The sequence below is a fragment of the Methylocaldum sp. MU1018 genome, from assembly GCF_053646775.1.
In genome coordinates this window covers 2,966,007-2,983,878 of the sequence record NZ_CM132195.1, presented here as the reverse complement: position 1 = coordinate 2,983,878, position 17,872 = coordinate 2,966,007, and the positions used below count along the sequence as shown (strand labels likewise).

Below are 17,872 nucleotides of genomic sequence, written 5' to 3'. Positions count from 1 at the left end.
CCGGATTCGGGAAGCATCGGAAGTCCGAGAGCGTGCCGATCGAACGGCAAGACTAGGCGGGGAAGCGCTGCGAATCGGTCCGTTTCGGCGCTTACCAGGAGCGAACTCTGCCGGTATCCAAATGAACGAAATTGGAGCGCCGGTAATAACCGACGCCGCCCTGTTGCAGGGCGAGTGCCGCCTTTTGGATCGTGCGCGTATTGACGTCGCTCATGCGGATATCTATCGCTCGGCCTTCCATGTGCATGCTGTGCTCGGCCACGCCGCGGCTGATCTTGCGCAGCATCCGGTTGGTTTCCGGCGAGCGGTATCCCGAGACCACCTGAAACGTGCCGCGGCTCCCGGTGAACGCCGAAATGGCGTAGAGCAAATCGAGCAGAGCCGGGTCCATCGCGTGGATGCTGTCGGTGCGATGGTCGCGCAGAAAGTAGTTGAACCGACTCAGGGTTCGACGGTCGTAATGTTGCTGGGGACAGCAAAAAAACGTCAATTCTTCGTCCGTATTTAAATTATGGAACGAGAGCTTGCGCTCTTTGCTGAAAACCTTCGCGAACGCATCGGCGGAAGGCAAGAGCAAGGCGCCGACGGCCGCCATTCCGGCGCGCGTCAAAAATGCCCGCCGCGACAGGCTGCTTTGGGGTACTTGAGGAGTGTAATGAGAAATTTCGTTCGTGCTCATATGCTAAGTTCCCTTTTTGAGTGAGGTCTTCGCATAGGCATCGACGAATTCTCCGTAGTCCTTTCTCTGCGGACGCGCAGAGGCGGGGAATTCGTCGATGTCTGGATGGGCGGGCAATCCGCTCACCAAAAAAACGCAGACTTTACTTTTCGCGTCCTACGGAATCAACCCTTGAAATCACCTCCTTGTTTAAAGCAGATATCGTGCCTTTTTCGGACGGCGCCGCAAGTGCTTGCGATTCAACGCTTAGCCGTCCAAGCGGCGCCATGTCGGCGCGGCGGTTAAATGCTTCTTTTCTCATTGGGAAATATTGACGGCGTCGAAATCCGCCGCCCGGTCATGGGCGGACGGAGCCGAATCGTCGCCTTCGCGTACCAGTTGGCACGTCAAAAAACCGGCGGATTTCGCGGCGTTCAATTCTCCTTCGATATCCGAGAGAAACAGCACGGATGCGGGCGGCAAGCCGATCTGCCGGGCGATCTTGCCGTAGGACCCGGCTTCTTGCTTGGGGCCGATGCGGGTGTCGAAATAGCCGGAAAACAGCGGCGTCAAATCGCCGTATTCGGTGTGTCTGAACAGGAGTTTCTGGGCGTGGACGGACCCCGAGGAGAATACGTAGAGATCGATGCCCTGAGCTTTCCATTCCTTTAGCTTGCGCACGGCGTCCTCATAGATGTGACCGCAATAATCTCCCTTGCGGTATCCCTCTTCCCAGATCATCCCCTGCAAGGCTTTGAGGGGCGGCGACTTGTGATCCTCGTCGATCCAGCGAATCAGCCGTTCCGCGACTTGTGCCGCGCTCAGCGCCGTTTCGCAGAGCGTACGCACTTCGTCCAACAGCCGCGCAACTTCCGGATCGTCGGCATGACGAGCGACGAAGCCCATCATACGCTCGCGGGAATAGGGGAACAATACGTCTTTGACAAAGGATATGGATGACGTAGTTCCTTCGATATCGGTCAAAATTGCGCGAATCATGCGTACTGCGCCAGGAATTGTTCGAGTTTGGGGAAAGTGTCGGCAATGGCATGGCCGGTGAATCGGGCGACCCAGCCTTCGGGCGTGGTGAACAGACGGATGGCCTTGAGGTTAGGGTTCTCCCCCATGTCGAACCAGTGCCGGGTGTGCGCCGGAACGCTGATGAGGTCTCCTTGCTCGCACAGCAGCATATAGACCTTGTTCTCGGGATGGAGATAAAAAAGCCCGCGTCCCTCGACGAAAAAGCGCACCTCGAAATCGTCGTGGACATGCTCGTTCAGGAACTTGGCGCGCATGTCCGCTTTCTGCGGATGATCCGGTCGAATGCCGATCACGTCGACCGAGCGGAATTCGTAGCGGTCGACCAGACGGTCGATGGATTGGCGATAGGCCGCGATGACGGCTTCCTGATCGGCGTCGGGAGAAAATTCCTGGTCGGCGGTCCAGCGCTCGAACAGCACGCCGATTTCCCAGAGCTTTCGGGCAATGGCTTCGGGTTCGCGGATGACTTCGGCGTTTTCCGGACGGTCGTCGGGGTGTATGGTCAGCAAGCTCATGGCGTTCTTACTCCGTGCAAGCGGATTTCGAGATCGAACAGAAATTCCAATGCCTCCACGTGACGCAGCGCATCCTTCACCGAGGCTCCCCAGGTATAAAATCCGTGACCGGCGATGACATAGCCGTGGATGTCGCCGTGGAGTTCGATATATTCGTCCACCGCGAGCGCCAGCCGGGGAATATTTTGATCGTTGGGGAAGATCGGGATGACGATGCGGGTTTCGTGGGTATCGATTCCCGGCAGGGCTTTCAGCAGCTCGTAATCTTCGAGCGCCAGTCGGTCGCAGAAAAATCGCGACAGCAGCGTGGCGCTCGGAGCGTGCGGATGCAGTACGGCGCCGATGTGCGGGTAACGGCGATAGATCGAGGTATGCAGCAAAGTTTCGGCCGACGGCTTTTTGCCGTCCAGCGACCGGCCTTCGGCGTCGATCAGCATGATGTCGTCGGGCGTGAGTTCTCCCTTGTGCCTTCCGGACACCGTTATGGCGATGCGCCCGTCTCCGAGCCGGGCGGAAAAGTTTCCGCTGGTCGCGGGCGCCCAGCCCCGGGCGTGAATATAGCGCCCCGCTTCGATCAACTCGCGGGCGCGCTGCTGAAATTCGTCGTGCATGGATGATGTCTGCCGTGCAGCAAAGCCGGGGATTGTAGACGTCCCGGAGCGCCGGCTCAATCCGGAGGTTTTCTCAGAGACATGTCCAAAGCCGCTCGCGCAGCCCCGAGGACCGCTCGGGGACGCGCTTGATGGCATCGTCCAGAATTTTCTGCGAACCCTGTATTTCGGCGCGATGCCGGGCCCGGGTGATGGCGGTGTAAATCAAGGGGCGGTCCAGGATGGGGCTTTCGGCGTCCGGCAGCGCCAGCACGATCTCGTCGAATTCGGACCCCTGGCTTTTGTGGACGGTCATGGCGTACACGGTTTCGTGTTCGGGCAGGCGCGCCGGCGAAAAGCCACGGATGTGGCCGTCGGCATCCTCGAAAAAGACCCGAAGTCCGGCGTCCGTGTCCAGCGCGATGCCGATGTCGCCGTTGAAAAGCCGAAGATCGTAATCGTTGCGGGTCACGATCACCGGTCGGCCCGGATACCACCGACCGCCCCGGCGCAACCGTCTTCGCGCGTACAGCCGTTCTTCGAACAGCCGGTTTATGCCGGCCGCCCCGCTGTCGCCTTCCCGATGGGCCGTGAGCACTCGGAAACGGCCGAAGAGCCGCAGGATGTCCCTGGGGTCGGCGCCCGAATCCACGGCCGCGAAAAAAGCGTGGTAGCCGCGCTCCAGGGTTCGGGCCAAATCCGCTCGGCCGCCGGTTCGTGCCCGCTCCCAGTGAATGTCGGGATGGCGCCCGCCGGCCAGCAATTCGATCGCTTGTTTGGCGTGCCCTCCGTTGATCAGCCGCGCCAGCTGGCCGATGCCGCTTTCCGAGCCGAAGCGGTGGCTGTGCGTGAGCAGGGCGACGCAGTCGGACAAAGCCGGCGTGAACAGATCGCCCGACGGAATTTCGACGCCCGAGGCCGCGTAGAGTTGATCGCAAAACGCCGGGCTATAGCCGGACGATTCGCACAAATCGCCGAACACCGCGCCGGCTTCGACCGACGCCAACTGATCCTTGTCTCCCAGCAGAATCAGCCGGGCGCTTTTCGGCAGGGCGTCGATCAGTTTGGCCATCAGCGCCAGATCGATCATCGATGCCTCGTCGACCACCAGCACGTCCACCGGCAGCGGGTTTTTCCGGTCATGGCGGAAGTGAACGGAGTCGGGTTTGGCGCCCAGCAACCGATGCAGCGTGGAGGCGGTCTCGGGAAGAGCGTCGAGCACGGCTTGCGGCAGCGGCAGCTTCGCTTTTTGCTCGCGGATGGATTCCTGAAGCCGCGCCGCCGCCTTGCCGGTGGGCGCGCTCAGCGCGATGCGCAGCAGCCTTTCTCCGGACTGGGAGTGCAACGCAGCAAGTATGCGGACCACGGTCGACGTCTTGCCCGTGCCGGGGCCGCCGGAAATGACGCAGAAGCGCCGCAGCGCCGCCACCGCCGCGGCCAGTTTTTGTCGGTCCGGCACGGCGGTGTTGTGGGCGAAGAGCCGGCCCAGCTCGGCGCGAAGCTTGACCGGGTCGATCTCCGGACACGGGCTTTGCGCGAGCGCCATCAAGCCGTCGGCCAGCGTTTTCTCGTAATGCCAATAGCGCGCCAGGTAAAGGCGTCGGCTTGCATCGAGGATCAGCGGCGCGAAACTTCCGGGTTCGCCGACCAGCTTGGCGTTTCGGAGTATGGCGAGCCAATCGGAAAGCTCGGGCAGCCTGATCGCGGCATCGCCGTTTTCGGCGATGATCTCGGCGCCCGCATAATCGTCGAGACGGATACAGACGCGGCCTTCCGCGACGGCCTGGTAGACCAATTGCGCCGCCCACTCGACCGCTTCATGCGGCGCGCCATCCAGCCGGCCCAGGTAGGCGGCGAACTGTTTCCCGAGCGGCGAGAACTTCAAAAGCCTCGGAGCGGCCGAGGTTGGTTTGGCCGATAGCGGACGGGCGGAAGAACGCAACGAGGCAGCGCGGGCTTCGGAGTTCATGGCGTTATTGTTCGAAGTAAAAAGATGGCATATTGTCACGCCATTTTGTTTTGCAAACATCTCTTGTTGACTGTCGTCCCACCTCCAAATAAGGAAAGAATACTGCTGGCGGGATGTCACTGGAAAAAAGAAAAGGGCAAGAATGCGCGACCCCACTGATTTGAGTCTCGACGAGATCGAGAACATAGAAAAGTTAAGTCTACGGGCTCTGTTCGTAGCGGCAGCGGATTTTGGAATGGATGCTTCGGATGTGTTCTATCAAAGCAATGACGATCCGAAAGATGTTGCCGAAGACGTTACGCGCGAAATGCTCGACAGGGTCGGCGGCTATGGAGTGCCGCAGCGGATCTTTGGTAACGTGGATTACCGAAAAGCGCGCTATGTCATTCTGCCGGACTTTTCCATACGCCAGGCTTTATTTGTAGGTAGCAAGGCAGAAAAATCGGCAAGTTCTGCAAGTTTGCAGATGTCCCAGCTATCAATGGAGGTTCGGCAGCATCGGCAGAACAGTGTCGTGGATGTGCCGGGAAAAATCGGAGCGATCGAAGAATATGCCGGGAAGTCCTACTTATCCACCATACTGCTAACCCATTATCACTATGATGCTTCCGCGAACGGAACCGGCCGGGACGTCCCGCCTTACCGCCTTTTGAAACTTACTATGGCTGCGATTCCCAACGGAAAGCTTCAGGATCGATATAACCCGAGTCATTCTGATACTATTTGGTTGGCCGGCCGAAATGCGCCCTCGCTTGGCGAGGACTTCCGCGTCCGGCTTAGCTTTTCGGCGTTGAAATTGAAGGCAAAATGGCGAGTTCAGACGATTAAGTTTGATTCCAATACCAGAAGCATTTTCGCGGAGTGGGTGGAATAAGTATGTACGAACCTGACGAAATTTATGAGGGCGATGCCCGATGTATAGCGTCAAATATTGCTGCTGAGTCCGTCAGCCTGAGTGTCTGGTCGCCTCCTTATCACGTGGGCAAGGCCTATGAACGCGATATGTCTTTTATCGAGTGGAAAAACTTATTAAGGCGTGTCATCGAAGCCCATGTCCCTATTTTGAAGCCTGGTGGTTTTCTCGTCATTAACATAGCCGATATCCTTTGTTTTAAGGATGATAGTATCCCACGTATCATGGCGGAGAACGTTACCCGGAGAAAACGCTCGGATATTACGCGCGAAAATGTACTTGAAGCAATGGCGCAGAACCCTGGGGCGAGTCGCTATGAAATAGCTAAAATACTTGGCTGTAGCGAGCAAACGGTTGATCGTCGGCTCAAAGGAAATAATATCCGCGGGGGTAAATATGAGACGCAAACCAGGGTGAAACTGGTTTGTAACATGCTGGAAGATTTTGCCTATGAAGTAGGCTTATATCTTTACGATAGAAGGGTCTGGGTTAAAGACGCTGCTTGGGAGAATTCTCGATGGCATACTATGTCGTATCGGTCGGTCGATGAATTCGAGCATCTTTTGTTTTTTTGGAAACCGGGAATTACGAAAGTCGACAAATCGCGTCTTGCTAAAGATGAATGGGTTGCGTGGGGATCGCGAGCAGTCTGGACCATTCCCTCGGTAAGAGCCAATGACGATCACGAAGCAAAATTTCCTTTGGAATTGCCGCGACGAGTGATTCAGTTGCTTACCGAACCTGGCGATACTGTCATTGACTGTTTTGCAGGGAGCGGTACTTCGGGAGTTGCTGCTATCTTGGAAAAGCGGCGATTCATTGGCGTCGAAATTTCTCCCCAATATGTTCAGCTAGCGAAGAAACTGCTTCGAACGGCAAAGGAACAGAGCCGACAAGAGGCGCTGGACTTGCGAGTCGCTCAGTCCGCCGCTCAGTATGTCGCTTGACTGCGAATTCGAATTTCAAAAATCATCCATTAACAGACATTCCAAAGCTTGGATGAGCTCAAAACTCGGCTTGTCCCCAAAAATACCCGTTTTCCGCTTGGGCGATATACCTCTCAAAAACAGGTAATAAACTCCGCCGAAATGGGTTTCGTAGCCGTAATTCGGCAGTCTTTGCTCGAGGTATCGGTGCAGGGCAACGGTGTAGATGAGGTATTGAAGGTAATAATGCTCGCGCGCCATCGCCTCGACGAGGCGGTCGGAGGCGTAATCGGCAGGGGTGTTGCCGAGCCAGTTGGATTTCCAGTCGAGCAGGTAATAGCGCCCGTCCGCTTCGAACACCAGATCGATGAAGCCTTTCATATAGCCTTCGATGTGCCTGAAGTCGAGCAGCCGGGCGGCCTCGGCATAGCGGCGGTCGCACCGGAAGCGGGGATCGGCCAGGAGTTTTCGTAATCCGTCGGAATCGCCGCCGCGCAACGCATAGGTGAATTCCATTTCAGCCAGGCGCTTTTCTGCCGGAATGTCCGACAGCTTGAGCCCATTATCGTCGAGCGGCGCTTCGAGAGCGGTTTCGACCGCCTGCCGCACGGTCGGCACCCACTCATCGCCGATGCCGTGAGCTTTCAGCTTGCGGCGGACGAGATCGGTTAGCCGTTCGGAATCCCGGCAGGCGAAATCCCATTCTTCGAGAATGGCGTGCAGGCACGATCCGGCCCGAGCGCCGCGGGGGAAGGCGAATATCGAATCGCCCGGCGCTTCCGGCAAATCGGAGTCGGGCAGAACGTCGTAATCCGGCGCTTCGCTGTGTCGTCCGGTGGTCAGACCGGAAAAGCTGCTCATCCGCCAGCTCGGGTAAAGCGGCGGACGCCGGAAGGAACGAACGGCCAGCGTCGTAACGTTCTCCGGCGCCGAGCCCCGGTGCCGGACGAGACGGGTTTCGGCGAAACCCAGGCTCACGCAGCCGGGCGCTCGCTCTGAAAACCGGTGGATATCGGCTGCAATGAGATCGGTATCGGCTTCCTGCAGTCTCGTCTCCAACGCTGCCAACGGATCGTCCTCCGGCGCCAGTGGTCTGCCGTGCAGCAGCCAGGCCAGGGCGGTCGAGTGAAAGCCTTCGCTTTTATCCCGGCCGTTGCGAACGTTGCCCCAGACGACATGGCAGCGGTACACGGCGCGCGTGAGCGCCACGTAAAGGACACGCAGGTTTTCCGACATTTCTTCTTGAATGGCCTGGCGGCGGTTCAGCTCCAACTGCGCCGAGCCGAGGTCCAGAACCGATTCGCCGTGGCGGTGCAGAAGCACGGACTCCGCTTTTCGCTGCCGCAGCCGCCCGTCCCACAGAAACGGACAGAACACGAGCGGGTATTCGAGCCCCTTGCTGGTGTGGATGGTCACGATCTTCACGCGCTTGGCGTCGCTTTCCAGCCGCAGCAGGGCGGTTTCGTCGTTCTTGGACGGATTCCGGATGGCGCGGCCGAACCAGCCGAGCAGCGTGTCGATGCTCGATTTCTTGCGGCTCTCCACTTGCAGGAGTTCTGCCAGATGCAGGAGATTGGTCAGCCGTCGCTCGCCGTCGCGGAATTTCGGCAGATGCTCGGTGATGCGGGCGTCTTCGAACCAGCGGCGGAACATCGGCATGAAGCCTTCGCTCAGCCAGATCTGGTGGTAAGCCTGAAAGCGGTCGACGATCGCCTCCCAGGCGGCTTCGTCCCTTTGTAGATCGAAAATGGCGTTGGCCGTGCGGTCCATGAGTTCCGTCGCCAGCGCAGCCTTGATGAGCGGCTCCCGCCCCGGCTGGGCGACCGCCTGCAAGATCCGCTCGAGCTCCGCCGCTTCCGGGCTCGAGAACACGTTCTCCTGCCCCTGGCGCACGCTGGGCACGCCGGAGGCCGTCAGTGCGTCCTCGATCAATCGCGCCTGGACGTGGGTGGAGACCAACACGGCGATGTCGCCCCCGTCGAGATTCCGCTCGCCCAGCCGGGCCTTGCCCTCGCTCGCGGCATCGAGCAGCCGGACGATTTCGAAGGCGGTCGCCAGGGCCGCCGATCGGCTGGCTGCGCCCTTCGAATAAGCCTTCTCTTTTCCCTTCTCGTCTTGCTCCTGCGGCAGCAAGAGGAAGCGGAACGGTTCCTCGCCATCGCCTTCGATGTCCAGAACGGCGCGCGGCCGTGCGGCGGGTTTAACCTCCGGATAGGGAATCTCGTCGAGCAGGAAGGGTCTGGGGTGGCCGACGAACAAGGCATTGACCGCGACGATGAGATCGCGCTCGGAGCGCTGGTTGGTCTTGAGCGTGCGGCGGGTGATGCGTTCGTTGCTGCGCGCTTCGAGGTAGCTGAAGATGTCCGCGCCGCGAAAGCCGTAGATCGCCTGCTTGGGATCGCCGACGAAGAATACCGGCGAACCGCCGTCGCCGTAGACGCGCCGGAAGATGCGGTACTGGGTCGGATCGGTATCCTGGAACTCGTCGATCAGAGCGGCCCGGTAACGGCGGCGTACGGTCTCCGCCAGGCGCTCGCCGTGTTCCGAATCCAGCGCGGTCGCCAGCCGGTTCAGCAAATCGTTGTAGCAGACGACTTGCAGCGCGCTCTTGCGCTGGTCCAGTTCGGCGTTGCAGAACTCGATCAGGCGCCGCTTGAGGCATTGAAGCCGGGCTTCGAAATCCAGGCGCAGCGTCTCGTCCGCTTCGATCACGGATTGGCCGCACTGGAAAAAGGGATGCCGCGGAGGCTCGCAGCCTTTCTTGACGGCAGCGGCAAGGGCCTCGGGCGTCAGGCGTCGGAGGCCGCCGGGCAGCTCGATCAGGGGCGGCACTTCCGGCAAGACGACCGGCTGCGGAGTCCGCTCCGGCGGCAGCCATCGGTCGAAAAAATCGGCCGTTTCGGCTAGCCAGCTTCGCAAACTCTCGGGTTTGACGCGCGTTTTGTTGAAATCCGGATAATTCAGCAATAGGGCCTCGATGGCGTTTCTTTCGGCATGCCAGACTTCCGCCGCTTCGAGCACGGCTTGCCCGAAACGCGCGAGGGCGTCGGTTTCGTCCGGCGGTTCGACAGGCCCCGCGATTTTCAGGAACGGCTTGCCCACATGCGGCTGGATTTCGCCCAGCCAGACATCGGGCGATTGGTTCTTCTGGGCCAGAAACTCGGCCCAGGCCGGAGAGGCGAGATAGACCTCCCGCCGCCAGAAATCGTCGACGATTTCCCGCAGCAAATCGGTCTCGTCCGGCATCAGCTCGCAATCGAAATCCGCTCCCGATTCGAAGGCGCTTTCGTTCAAGAGGCGCTGGCAGAATCCGTGAATGGTGTGGACCGCGGCCTCGTCGAACCCGCTGATCGCGTAACCGAGGCGGCGCACGGCGGTTTCGGTCCGATCGCCGTAAAGCTCGACGATGCGGCGGCAGAATTCGTCGTCGCTCTCGCCGGTTTCGAAAGCGGAAAGAACCTCCCGCAAGCGCTTGCGGATGCGATCCTGAAGCTCGGCGGTGGCCGCCTTGGTGTAGGTCACCACCAGGATCTGATCCACGCTCAGCCCGAGCTCCAGAATCAGCCGGACGTAAAGCCCCGAAATCGTCCAGGTCTTGCCCGTCCCGGCGCTCGCCTCGACCAGATTCAGCCCGCCGAGCTCCGCGGCGTAGATGTCGAACTCGGGGGTATGGTCGGTGGATAGCTGGCTGGAAGGGAGCATGGGCGATTTCGTTTAATACCGTAGAACGCGGTGAAGAACGAGCCGCATCCTACGGCACGGAGCACTTCTCCGGCAACGATGCCCAATGTTGAGGTGGATAGACTGGGTATCTACACAAGTTTGTGGGCCATCATTCCAATCACAAACGATCACTCCGGGAGCATCGGGATGACCCTTCCCGTTTGTAGGATGCGCCGACGAAGGAGGCGCATCATTCGCGATCGATGCGGTTCGTGCCTCACCGCACCCTACGCGGGCTGTCGCTCGACGATCTCACCGCCATCACCCGTGCCCACATTCACCCCCAAGCATCCCGCGCCGCCCTCGGCCGACTGCTCAAGCGCGAGGGCGTGTCGCGGCTGGCTGATCTGATTCCCGCCGGGGAAGGCGACGTGGCCCCCAAGAAACCCTTCAAGGACTATGCGCCCGGCACCTCCACGTTGATCTCAAGGAACTGCCGAGGGCGCCGGACGAAGCGGATCACACCTATCTGTGCGTCGCCATCGACCGTGCCAGCCGATGGGGCTACTTCGAGATTTTGCCCGATAAGACCGCCGAGGGACGCGGGCTTTCCTGGAGCGCCTGGCCGCCGCGTGTCCGTTCAAGATCGAGAAAATCCTGACCGACAACGGCAAGGAATTCACCGACCGGTTCACCGCCCAAGGCGAACGCGAACCGACCGGACGCCACTTCTTCGATCAAGCGCGCCACAAACTCGGCGCCGAGCACCGCCTGATCCCGCCGGGCCATCCGCAGACCAACGGCATGGTGGAGCGCTTCAACGGCCGCATCGCCGACCTACTCCGAAGTACCCGCTTCCGGAGCGCCGCCGAACTCTCCGTCGTCTCGGAACATTATCGCCAACTCTATAACGGCCACATCCCGCAACGCGCCTTGGGCCACGTGTGCCCTATCCAAGCCCTTCAGACGTGGCGGGAAAAAGCCCGTAGGCTGGGTTGTAGCCTTGCGGAAACCCAGCGTTTCCATGCCTCAATTGCTGGGTTTCGTTCCTCAATCCAGCCTACGGCCTTCGTCCGAAATCATCGAGACGTCTCTTTCGTCATCGCCGCCAACATCGGGTTTATAAGCTCAACGGCCAGTGCCTCGAATCTTTCGTCCAAAGGATCGCTGCCTCGATAAACCGTCTGGTAATAGGGATTCATGCTTTCGCCGGACTGGAATTCCGAACCTTCCCAAATGCTCCAGGCCTGTCTTTGGGCGTTGAACCGGATAGCCTCCGGATCGCCGCCGAGTCTTGTCGGCGGATCGTGCCGGTGGCGGGTGTAGGCGTGGCTGGTTTTGGGGAAGAAAGGCAGCGGGGCGGATAAGCCTTGCCAGTAAGCGCTCAGCAGTTTCGCAAGCTCGTTTTCGGGATTGTCGACCGCCTGGAAGGTGAGGGTTTGTTTGGGCGTGTGAAGGATGGACTGCGGTATCACGCCTTCGGGGACGATCAGGCAGAGCATCAGGTGCCGGAGCCAGAGGTCGAAGAGCTGGCGGGGGCTCGGCTCTTCGAAGCTGTAGTCGGTCAGGCCGCCGGCGCCGACTTCGGCGAGGGAGCCGATGAGGTGCAGGCCGTTCGCTTCGAAATCCACCGGCAGCGGTTCGAAGCGGGGTTTGATGAGGTCCGGGAGCCGTTTGACGGCGAAGCTTTCGACCAGCCGTTGCTCCTTGCCGTGCAGCGCTTCACCGAAACGGCCGTGGGGTAAAAGGCCCTGGGCGTCGGCGAGCAGCAGCGCGCTCTGCGGTTCCCGATCCAGCGCCAGGGCGTTTAAGAGATTTTGGCGGACCTGGTTTCTCGTACGGTAATCGAGCGCGAAAGGTTCGCGGATTTCGAATTCCGTCGCGGCGTCTTCCAGAATCAGGTTCAGCCGCCGCCGCAGAAGATAGCGGACGGGGTTGCTGAAGAAATAAGCGAGGCTTTCCGGATCGACGGTTCGCCATTCCTCTTCGGGTTCCGGAAGGGGGCCACCGAACAAGGGCGCAGGTTCCTCGTCGCCCCGTCCGATCAGTCGCGCCGCGGCCAGCCAGGTCGACGAAAAGCCCGGCAGCCGGGAATCGTCCTTGAAATAGCCGGGGTCGAACGGCTGCAGCGGATGTTCGGTCACGAGATGGGACTCGATGTCGCCCTCGGCCGGCTCGCCGCTTTGTTTCGCGACGTCGATGAGTTCGGACACCAGCGGGGAGGGCGGCAGTTCGGCGTTGTCGCGGACGCTCCGGCCCACGTAGCTGAGATAAAGCACCTCGCGCGCCGACAGCAGCGTTTCCAGAAAGAGATAACGGTCGTCGAGCCGGCGGGAGCGGTCTCCCCGGCGGGGATGCTTCGCCATCAGGTCGAAATCGGGGGGATGGCGCTGGCGCGGAAAGCGGTCGTGGTTCAGCCCGAGCACGGCGATGACCTCGAACGGCAGGCTGCGCATCGGCACCATCGCGCAGAAGGTGACTGCGCCCGTCAAAAAGCCGCCGGCGCTCGAAGGCTGGCACAGGCGGTCGGCGAGCCAGCGCTTGATCACCCGGATTCCGACCGGCTCGCGGAAGCCGGCTTGTTCCGAAAGCTCCCGCAACAAATCGAGGGTTCCGCGCAAGTGGAGCAGCACCGATTCGTCCTCGTCCCGCGGATCGAACAGCCGGTCGATGAACGCGTTCAGTCGTTCGACCCACTCCGCCACGGGTTGCTTCGCCTTGAACCGGTCCGCCCATTCGAACAGGGTTTCCAGAAATTCCGCGAAGCGTTCCAGGATCAAAACCCGGCTGCCTTCGATGTCGTCGTAAGGGAGGGTTTCGGCGAATAGCGGGAAACCGTCGCCGGCCAGTTCCTGCGGCAGGGCATAGCCCAGCATCAGGCGCTTCAGGCCGTCGCGCCAGGTGTGGCGCGGAATGTCCGGTAGCCGGTATTCGGTCTTGTGGGCGCCGTCCCGCCCCCAGCGGGTGCCGACCGCCCGCGCCCAGTGATGGATCATGGGAAGATCGTCTTCGAATAGCCGGAAACGGCGCTGTATGGCGGACTGTTCCAGGTAGCCGAGCGTCGTGTCCGCGGCGAACCGGCTCTCCGGGAGATCGAGCAGGGCGAGAAAAGTTTCCAAAAGCGGCTGTTCGTGGGTCAAGCCGCGGTCGGCGATGCTGAAGGGGATTTGCGGCGCATCGTGGCTTTCGGCGAAGACCGCTTCGATGTAAGGCGTGTATTGCTCGATGTCCGGCGTCAGCACGGCCACGTCGCTCGGTTTCAATTCTGGGTTTGAATCGAACAGTGCTAAAAGCTGATCGCGAAGGACTTCGACTTCGCGCATCGGACTGTGGCAAGCATGAACTTGCAGCGAACGGTCGTCCGGCCGTATCGGCAAGCGTCCGGCGCTGCGGCGGTCGACGAGTTCCAGGATGTCGGCCTGGATAATGTGCAGCATCGAATCGCGCGGCGGTTCGGCGCGGAACAGGTTGTGCAGCTCCGCATGCTCGGCCAGTTGATCGAAGAATTCGCGGCCTTGTTTTCCGAGCGAAGCCAGCAAAGGATGGCCGACTTCCAGGTACAAATCCTCCGGCGGGCGTTCTCCGGCCAGTCGCCCGATTTCCCGCGGGGCCCGGATTTCGCCCCAGTATTCGCGGCAGGGATTGATCGCGTACAGATTGACTTCGGTCTGTTTGGCGAGCGCGTTCAGCACATCGAGAAACGCCGGCGGCAGCGACGAAACGCCGAACACGGTAATGCGCCGGGGCAGTCGCTCGGCCGCCGAATCGGATTCGAGCGCCGCCAGCAGTTCGTTCATGAAGCGGGCGCGGTGGAGCGCGATTTTCGCCGCTGTCAGGTCGCGCCACAGCAGGGCTTGCCAATCCTCATCCCCGCCCAAATCCAGCGTTTCGCCGCGCTCCCACGCGTCTATCCAGTCCGCACGGTAGATGAGATATTGATCGAACAGATCGGCGATCCGCTTGGCGAGCCGGAACTGGCGGAGTTCGTCGCCGTTTTGGAGATAGCCCGAAAGCCGCGGAGTCCGCTCCAGATTCGCGGACCGTCCCAGCCAGTCGAAGATGCGGAAGGTGAGCACCTCGCTGGAGAACGCCGAACGCCTCGGGAGTTCGCCGAGGAATTGCCGGAGCAGGTCCCAGACGAACGAAGCCGGGAGTTGGAAACGGACGTTCGCGCAGATGCCGAGATGGTCCGCCAGGCGCAGGGACAGCCAGCGCCCCATGCCGAGGCTTTGAACGATGACGAAGTCCGGTTCGAAAGGCGAGGCCGGCGGCGTGCTGTCCGCCGTCAACAGTTCGGCGAGGAATTCCAGCTTGTCGGATTGGTAGAGGTGGAGCACGGGGCGGCCAGCTTGGTTTTGTCGTGATTCGGTCGATGCCCTGCATGACAGAAAAAAGCCTGCTGCAAACTTAATCGAGCAGGCTTTTCCAGGGTTTGCCGGTTAGCGCGTTTTCAATACGGACGCGGGGGCGACTTCAGTCGCCCTCCTCACGACATACGACACAGCGTTCCGTACGGAATACCGTTAACGCGAGATGAAAACGCTCTGGCGCGGCAGGCTGGGGCGAGGAGCGAGCCCCGCCGTTTTCAGGACCGCGGATGCCGAATCGGACCGGGATTCCGCAAAGCTTCATCCCGTCCTGCGGACTTTGCCCTTTCTACGGCGCGGGGCATCGGTTTACGCCTTGCCCAAATGGGGCCATTGATAGCCCTTGAGCAGGCCCTGCCAATAAATCGCCGGAATGATGTAGCGCTTCAACAGATACATGCTGTAGCGCTCCTTACCCTGGTCGAAGGGGAAGGTTTCCCGGGGCTTCAGGTCGTAGTCGAATTCGGCCAGGATCAGTTTGCCGTAGCCGGTGATCAGCGGGCATGAGGTATAGCCGTCGTACTGGGCTACCGGCTGTCCGCCGTTCATCACCGACAGGAGATTCGCGGTCATGACCGGGCTTTGCGCGCGGATCGCCGCCGCCGTCTTGGACGTGGGCAGGCTGCTGGCATCGCCCAGGCTGAATACGTTGGGATAACGGACGTGCTGCATGGTTTCCTTGTTCACGTCCACCCAGCCGCCTTCGTTCGCGAGCGGACTTTTCTTGATGAAGTCCGGAGCGCTCATGGGCGGGACCACGTGGATCATGTCGTAGGGCTGGACCACGTTTTCCCCGGTGTCGAGATTCTTGAACACGGCTTCTTTCGAAGTGGGGCGCAGTTCCACCAGATTGTGCTTGAAATGAACCTCGATGTTGCGCGGTTTCACCACCTGTTCGGTAAGGCTGGCGGCATATTTGGGCGCCGTGAAGATGGTGGGCGTGGCGCAGTAGTAGACGACGCGGGATTTGTCGCGGATGCCGTGCTTGCGGAAATAGTCTTCCGCCAAATACATGATTTTCTGCGGCGCGCCGGCGCATTTGATGGGCGGCGGCGGAAAGGTGAACACGGCGTTGCCGCCCTTGAAGTTGCGGATGTTTTCCCAGGTGCTGTTGACGCTGTCGTAGCTGTAATTGCTGCATACGCCGTCCTTGCCCAGCGCTTCCTTGACGCCCGGGATCTTGTCCCAGTCGATCTGAAGACCCGGACAGACGACCAGGTAGTCATAGCCGATTTCCTTGCCGTCCCGGGTTTTCAGCGAATTGTTGGCGGGGTCGAATTCCGTGGCGGCGTCGCGTATCCAGACGGCGCCTTTGGGGATCAAACCGGCCATCGGCCTGACCGACTGCTCGCGGTCGACGACGCCGCCTCCGACGAACGTCCAGAAGGGCTGGTAATAATGCTTGTCGGACGGCTCGACGATGGCGATGTCCGATATGCCTGCGTGCAGCAGCCGGGCGGCGATGCCGAGCCCGGCAGCGCCGCCGCCGATGACGACGACGCGGTGATGAATCTTGCTATCCATGGGATCTTCCTCTCGATTGAATGAATTGAGGGTTTGTATTGGCCGGGATTTCTTGTTTCTCTTCAGGCTTCGTTCCCAGCGATTTTGGTTTTTTTTCGTCCACGCAATTCTGCCTCGTATGACGATCCTTTGACAATAAAACATTCCGATCGCGGAGAACTCGCCCCGGCAAGCCTTTGTGATGGCTGAGGCCGGATGAAGCTGTTATTTTGATCCGGCGGAGGCAACACGATTTTGGGGATTGGGTTGCGCTCCGGCCTGTTCACATATCTATAAGGAAAAAGAAATGCATGAAAAACAGTTTTGGGTAAGCGCGTGCATCATCGCCGGGATGATCCTTTCGGCTTCCGCTTCCGCGGACATGACGATCAAGTCGGGAACGGGGCGCACTCAAGCCGTGGTCGAGGCCTCGATCCACTACGACGATTTGGGGAACGACGACATCGGCTGGCCGCCCATAGCGCCGAATTACGAGGGGGATACCCAACTCGGGGAGATGGTCGTCAAGCTGGACAAAAAAATGACGCTGATGTGTGCGGTCATGGGAAAAGGATACGACCTACAGGTCGTTTCGGGCTCAAATGGTCCGATCCTGCTGCCGAACGGGCAGCCTCTCATAGTGCCCGGGCATCTTCGCCATATCATCACGTGCACCGATTCGCAGGAGTCGCCGCTGTCGCGGCTGAGCACGGATGGCGACACGCTGGTCGATATCTCTCCGACCGCGAATCCCTGCCGATTCGCGGTCACGGAGGTCATGCACGCCAAGGCGCCGCAACTGACGGTGCCGCTGGGCACGGGAACCGTTAGCGTTCCCGGAAATACCGGACTGTTCGGGCGCGTTACCGGCGGCACCCTGACCATAAAAGGTACGATCGACGCCTGCGCCGGCCAAAACGTATTCACCAGCATCACCGGAAGGCTGCAAACGCCTTAGAGCCGATGCGGGCCGCGGTCCGCTAAACCGGAGGATCGGCCGGGCCGATAGGTTTCATGCGCCGATCCTTTTTGACCGAATCTTCCTTTCCCTCGTTTTCGGCCTTGGCCGGTGTCCGAAATTTGGCGCGGCGCCGAGTTTTATCCGTCCATGCGGCGACGAAAAGCGTGCGGTCTCTGCTAAGTTATTGTCTGCGATGAGTTTTTTGGCGGGCATCATTGTTGCTGCGAATAACGAAAAACTCCGAAGTTCCGCAATGGCGCAACAAGACAAGCTGGATTTGAGCGAAGAAAAGAAAAACTCATCCGCGAGCATCGTTTTCATCGTTCTCGGGGCTGTATCGGCGACGCTCGTCGTCGTGTTCGCGGCGCTTTACTTCCTGGGAATCGTGCCGCCCGAGCATCCGCCGGAGGCGGCGTCGGCGTCCTCCGGCGAAGCCCGCGCCCTGCCCATGATTTATTACGCCCTGGACCCGGCCTTCGTGGTCAATTTCAAGAGCAATCCGGATGCGCGCCTGCTCCAGGTCGGTTTCAGCGTGGCTTCGAAAAACCAGGCCGTGATCGACGCCGTGAAAAAGCACTCGCCGATGATCCGCAACAACGTGCTTTTGCTGTTGAGCGGGCAAGATCCCGCCGCGCTCAAGACGGCCGAAGGCAAGGAGGCGCTCAGAGGCAGGCTGCTCGATGAAATCAATGCGATCGTCTCGAAGCAAACGGGCCGCAGAGATGGCGTCGAAGAGATTTTTTTCACCGGTTTCGTCATGCAATAG

General features: G+C 60.2%; 12 protein-coding genes and 1 pseudogene. 5 read left to right on the top strand and 8 right to left on the bottom strand.

Features of this window, described 5'->3' with window-relative positions:
- Positions 1-91: 91 nt before the first annotated feature.
- The 5 genes from ACWJKU_RS13690 to recD form a co-directional block, all read right to left on the bottom strand.
- Positions 92-679 (bottom strand): YcbK family protein, encoded by a 588-nt coding sequence (locus ACWJKU_RS13690; protein WP_454142991.1) that lies wholly within the window; start codon positions 677-679, stop codon positions 92-94.
- 297 nt (positions 680-976) lie between these two features.
- Complete coding sequence (mtnC, locus tag ACWJKU_RS13685) at positions 977-1,657, bottom strand: acireductone synthase (protein WP_454142989.1); 681 nt, start codon at positions 1,655-1,657, stop codon at positions 977-979.
- Positions 1,654-2,214 carry a 1,2-dihydroxy-3-keto-5-methylthiopentene dioxygenase gene (locus tag ACWJKU_RS13680; protein ID WP_454142987.1) on the bottom strand — a complete coding sequence of 187 codons (561 nt, stop codon included), beginning with the start codon at positions 2,212-2,214 and terminating at the stop codon, positions 1,654-1,656. The genes mtnC and ACWJKU_RS13680 overlap by 4 nt, the downstream gene beginning before the upstream one ends.
- Entirely contained in the window at positions 2,211-2,825 is a 615-nt protein-coding gene (locus tag ACWJKU_RS13675; protein ID WP_454142985.1) for a methylthioribulose 1-phosphate dehydratase, read from the bottom strand. Before ACWJKU_RS13675 ends, ACWJKU_RS13680 begins: the two co-directional genes overlap by 4 nt.
- 73 nt (positions 2,826-2,898) lie before the next feature.
- The gene (gene recD / locus ACWJKU_RS13670) at positions 2,899-4,773 is read right to left on the bottom strand and encodes an exodeoxyribonuclease V subunit alpha (RefSeq protein ID WP_454142983.1); all 1,875 of its coding nucleotides are present in this window, start codon (positions 4,771-4,773) and stop codon (positions 2,899-2,901) included.
- A gap of 142 nt (positions 4,774-4,915) precedes the next feature.
- Between recD and ACWJKU_RS13665 the strand changes: the two genes are divergently transcribed.
- Positions 4,916-5,647 carry an SfiI family type II restriction endonuclease gene (locus tag ACWJKU_RS13665; RefSeq protein WP_454142981.1) on the top strand — a complete coding sequence of 244 codons (732 nt, stop codon included), beginning with the start codon at positions 4,916-4,918 and terminating at the stop codon, positions 5,645-5,647.
- Between the two features lie 2 nt (positions 5,648-5,649).
- Positions 5,650-6,633, top strand: a complete 984-nt coding sequence (locus ACWJKU_RS13660; RefSeq protein WP_454142979.1) for a DNA methyltransferase — start codon at positions 5,650-5,652, stop codon at positions 6,631-6,633.
- A 15-nt stretch (positions 6,634-6,648) separates the two neighbouring features.
- Here ACWJKU_RS13660 and recB read toward each other — a convergent pair whose 3' ends face one another.
- Positions 6,649-10,314 (bottom strand): exodeoxyribonuclease V subunit beta, encoded by a 3,666-nt coding sequence (recB, locus tag ACWJKU_RS13655; protein ID WP_454142977.1) that lies wholly within the window; start codon positions 10,312-10,314, stop codon positions 6,649-6,651.
- Positions 10,315-10,571: 257 nt separating this feature from the next.
- Here recB and ACWJKU_RS13650 point away from each other — a divergent pair.
- Positions 10,572-11,253: pseudogene (locus ACWJKU_RS13650) on the top strand (integrase core domain-containing protein); the annotation flags it as partial.
- 101 nt (positions 11,254-11,354) lie between these two features.
- Here ACWJKU_RS13650 and recC read toward each other — a convergent pair.
- Together recC and ACWJKU_RS13640 are read right to left on the bottom strand one after the other, a co-directional pair.
- Positions 11,355-14,612 (bottom strand): exodeoxyribonuclease V subunit gamma, encoded by a 3,258-nt coding sequence (gene recC, locus ACWJKU_RS13645; protein ID WP_454142975.1) that lies wholly within the window; start codon positions 14,610-14,612, stop codon positions 11,355-11,357.
- A gap of 339 nt (positions 14,613-14,951) precedes the next feature.
- Positions 14,952-16,166, bottom strand: coding sequence for an NAD(P)/FAD-dependent oxidoreductase (locus tag ACWJKU_RS13640; protein ID WP_454142973.1), 1,215 nt, complete (start codon positions 16,164-16,166; stop codon positions 14,952-14,954).
- Positions 16,167-16,452: 286 nt separating this feature from the next.
- Between ACWJKU_RS13640 and ACWJKU_RS13635 the strand changes: the two genes are divergently transcribed.
- Together ACWJKU_RS13635 and ACWJKU_RS13630 are read left to right on the top strand one after the other, a co-directional pair.
- On the top strand, positions 16,453-17,103 hold the full coding sequence (locus ACWJKU_RS13635; protein WP_454142971.1) for a hypothetical protein: 651 nt from the start codon (positions 16,453-16,455) through the stop codon (positions 17,101-17,103).
- Positions 17,104-17,359: 256 nt separating this feature from the next.
- Positions 17,360-17,872, top strand: a complete 513-nt coding sequence (locus ACWJKU_RS13630) for a flagellar basal body-associated FliL family protein (RefSeq protein ID WP_454142969.1) — start codon at positions 17,360-17,362, stop codon at positions 17,870-17,872.

Coding starts and splice junctions, on each gene's coding strand:
- ACWJKU_RS13690 (WP_454142991.1), bottom strand. CDS start 679: ATGAGCACGAACGAAATTTCTCATTACACTCCTCAAGTACCCCAAAGC.
- mtnC (WP_454142989.1), bottom strand. CDS start 1,657: ATGATTCGCGCAATTTTGACCGATATCGAAGGAACTACGTCATCCATA.
- ACWJKU_RS13680 (WP_454142987.1), bottom strand. CDS start 2,214: ATGAGCTTGCTGACCATACACCCCGACGACCGTCCGGAAAACGCCGAA.
- ACWJKU_RS13675 (WP_454142985.1), bottom strand. CDS start 2,825: ATGCACGACGAATTTCAGCAGCGCGCCCGCGAGTTGATCGAAGCGGGG.
- recD (WP_454142983.1), bottom strand. CDS start 4,773: ATGAACTCCGAAGCCCGCGCTGCCTCGTTGCGTTCTTCCGCCCGTCCG.
- ACWJKU_RS13665 (WP_454142981.1), top strand. CDS start 4,916: ATGCGCGACCCCACTGATTTGAGTCTCGACGAGATCGAGAACATAGAA.
- ACWJKU_RS13660 (WP_454142979.1), top strand. CDS start 5,650: ATGTACGAACCTGACGAAATTTATGAGGGCGATGCCCGATGTATAGCG.
- recB (WP_454142977.1), bottom strand. CDS start 10,314: ATGCTCCCTTCCAGCCAGCTATCCACCGACCATACCCCCGAGTTCGAC.
- ACWJKU_RS13640 (WP_454142973.1), bottom strand. CDS start 16,166: ATGGATAGCAAGATTCATCACCGCGTCGTCGTCATCGGCGGCGGCGCT.
- ACWJKU_RS13635 (WP_454142971.1), top strand. CDS start 16,453: ATGCATGAAAAACAGTTTTGGGTAAGCGCGTGCATCATCGCCGGGATG.
- ACWJKU_RS13630 (WP_454142969.1), top strand. CDS start 17,360: ATGGCGCAACAAGACAAGCTGGATTTGAGCGAAGAAAAGAAAAACTCA.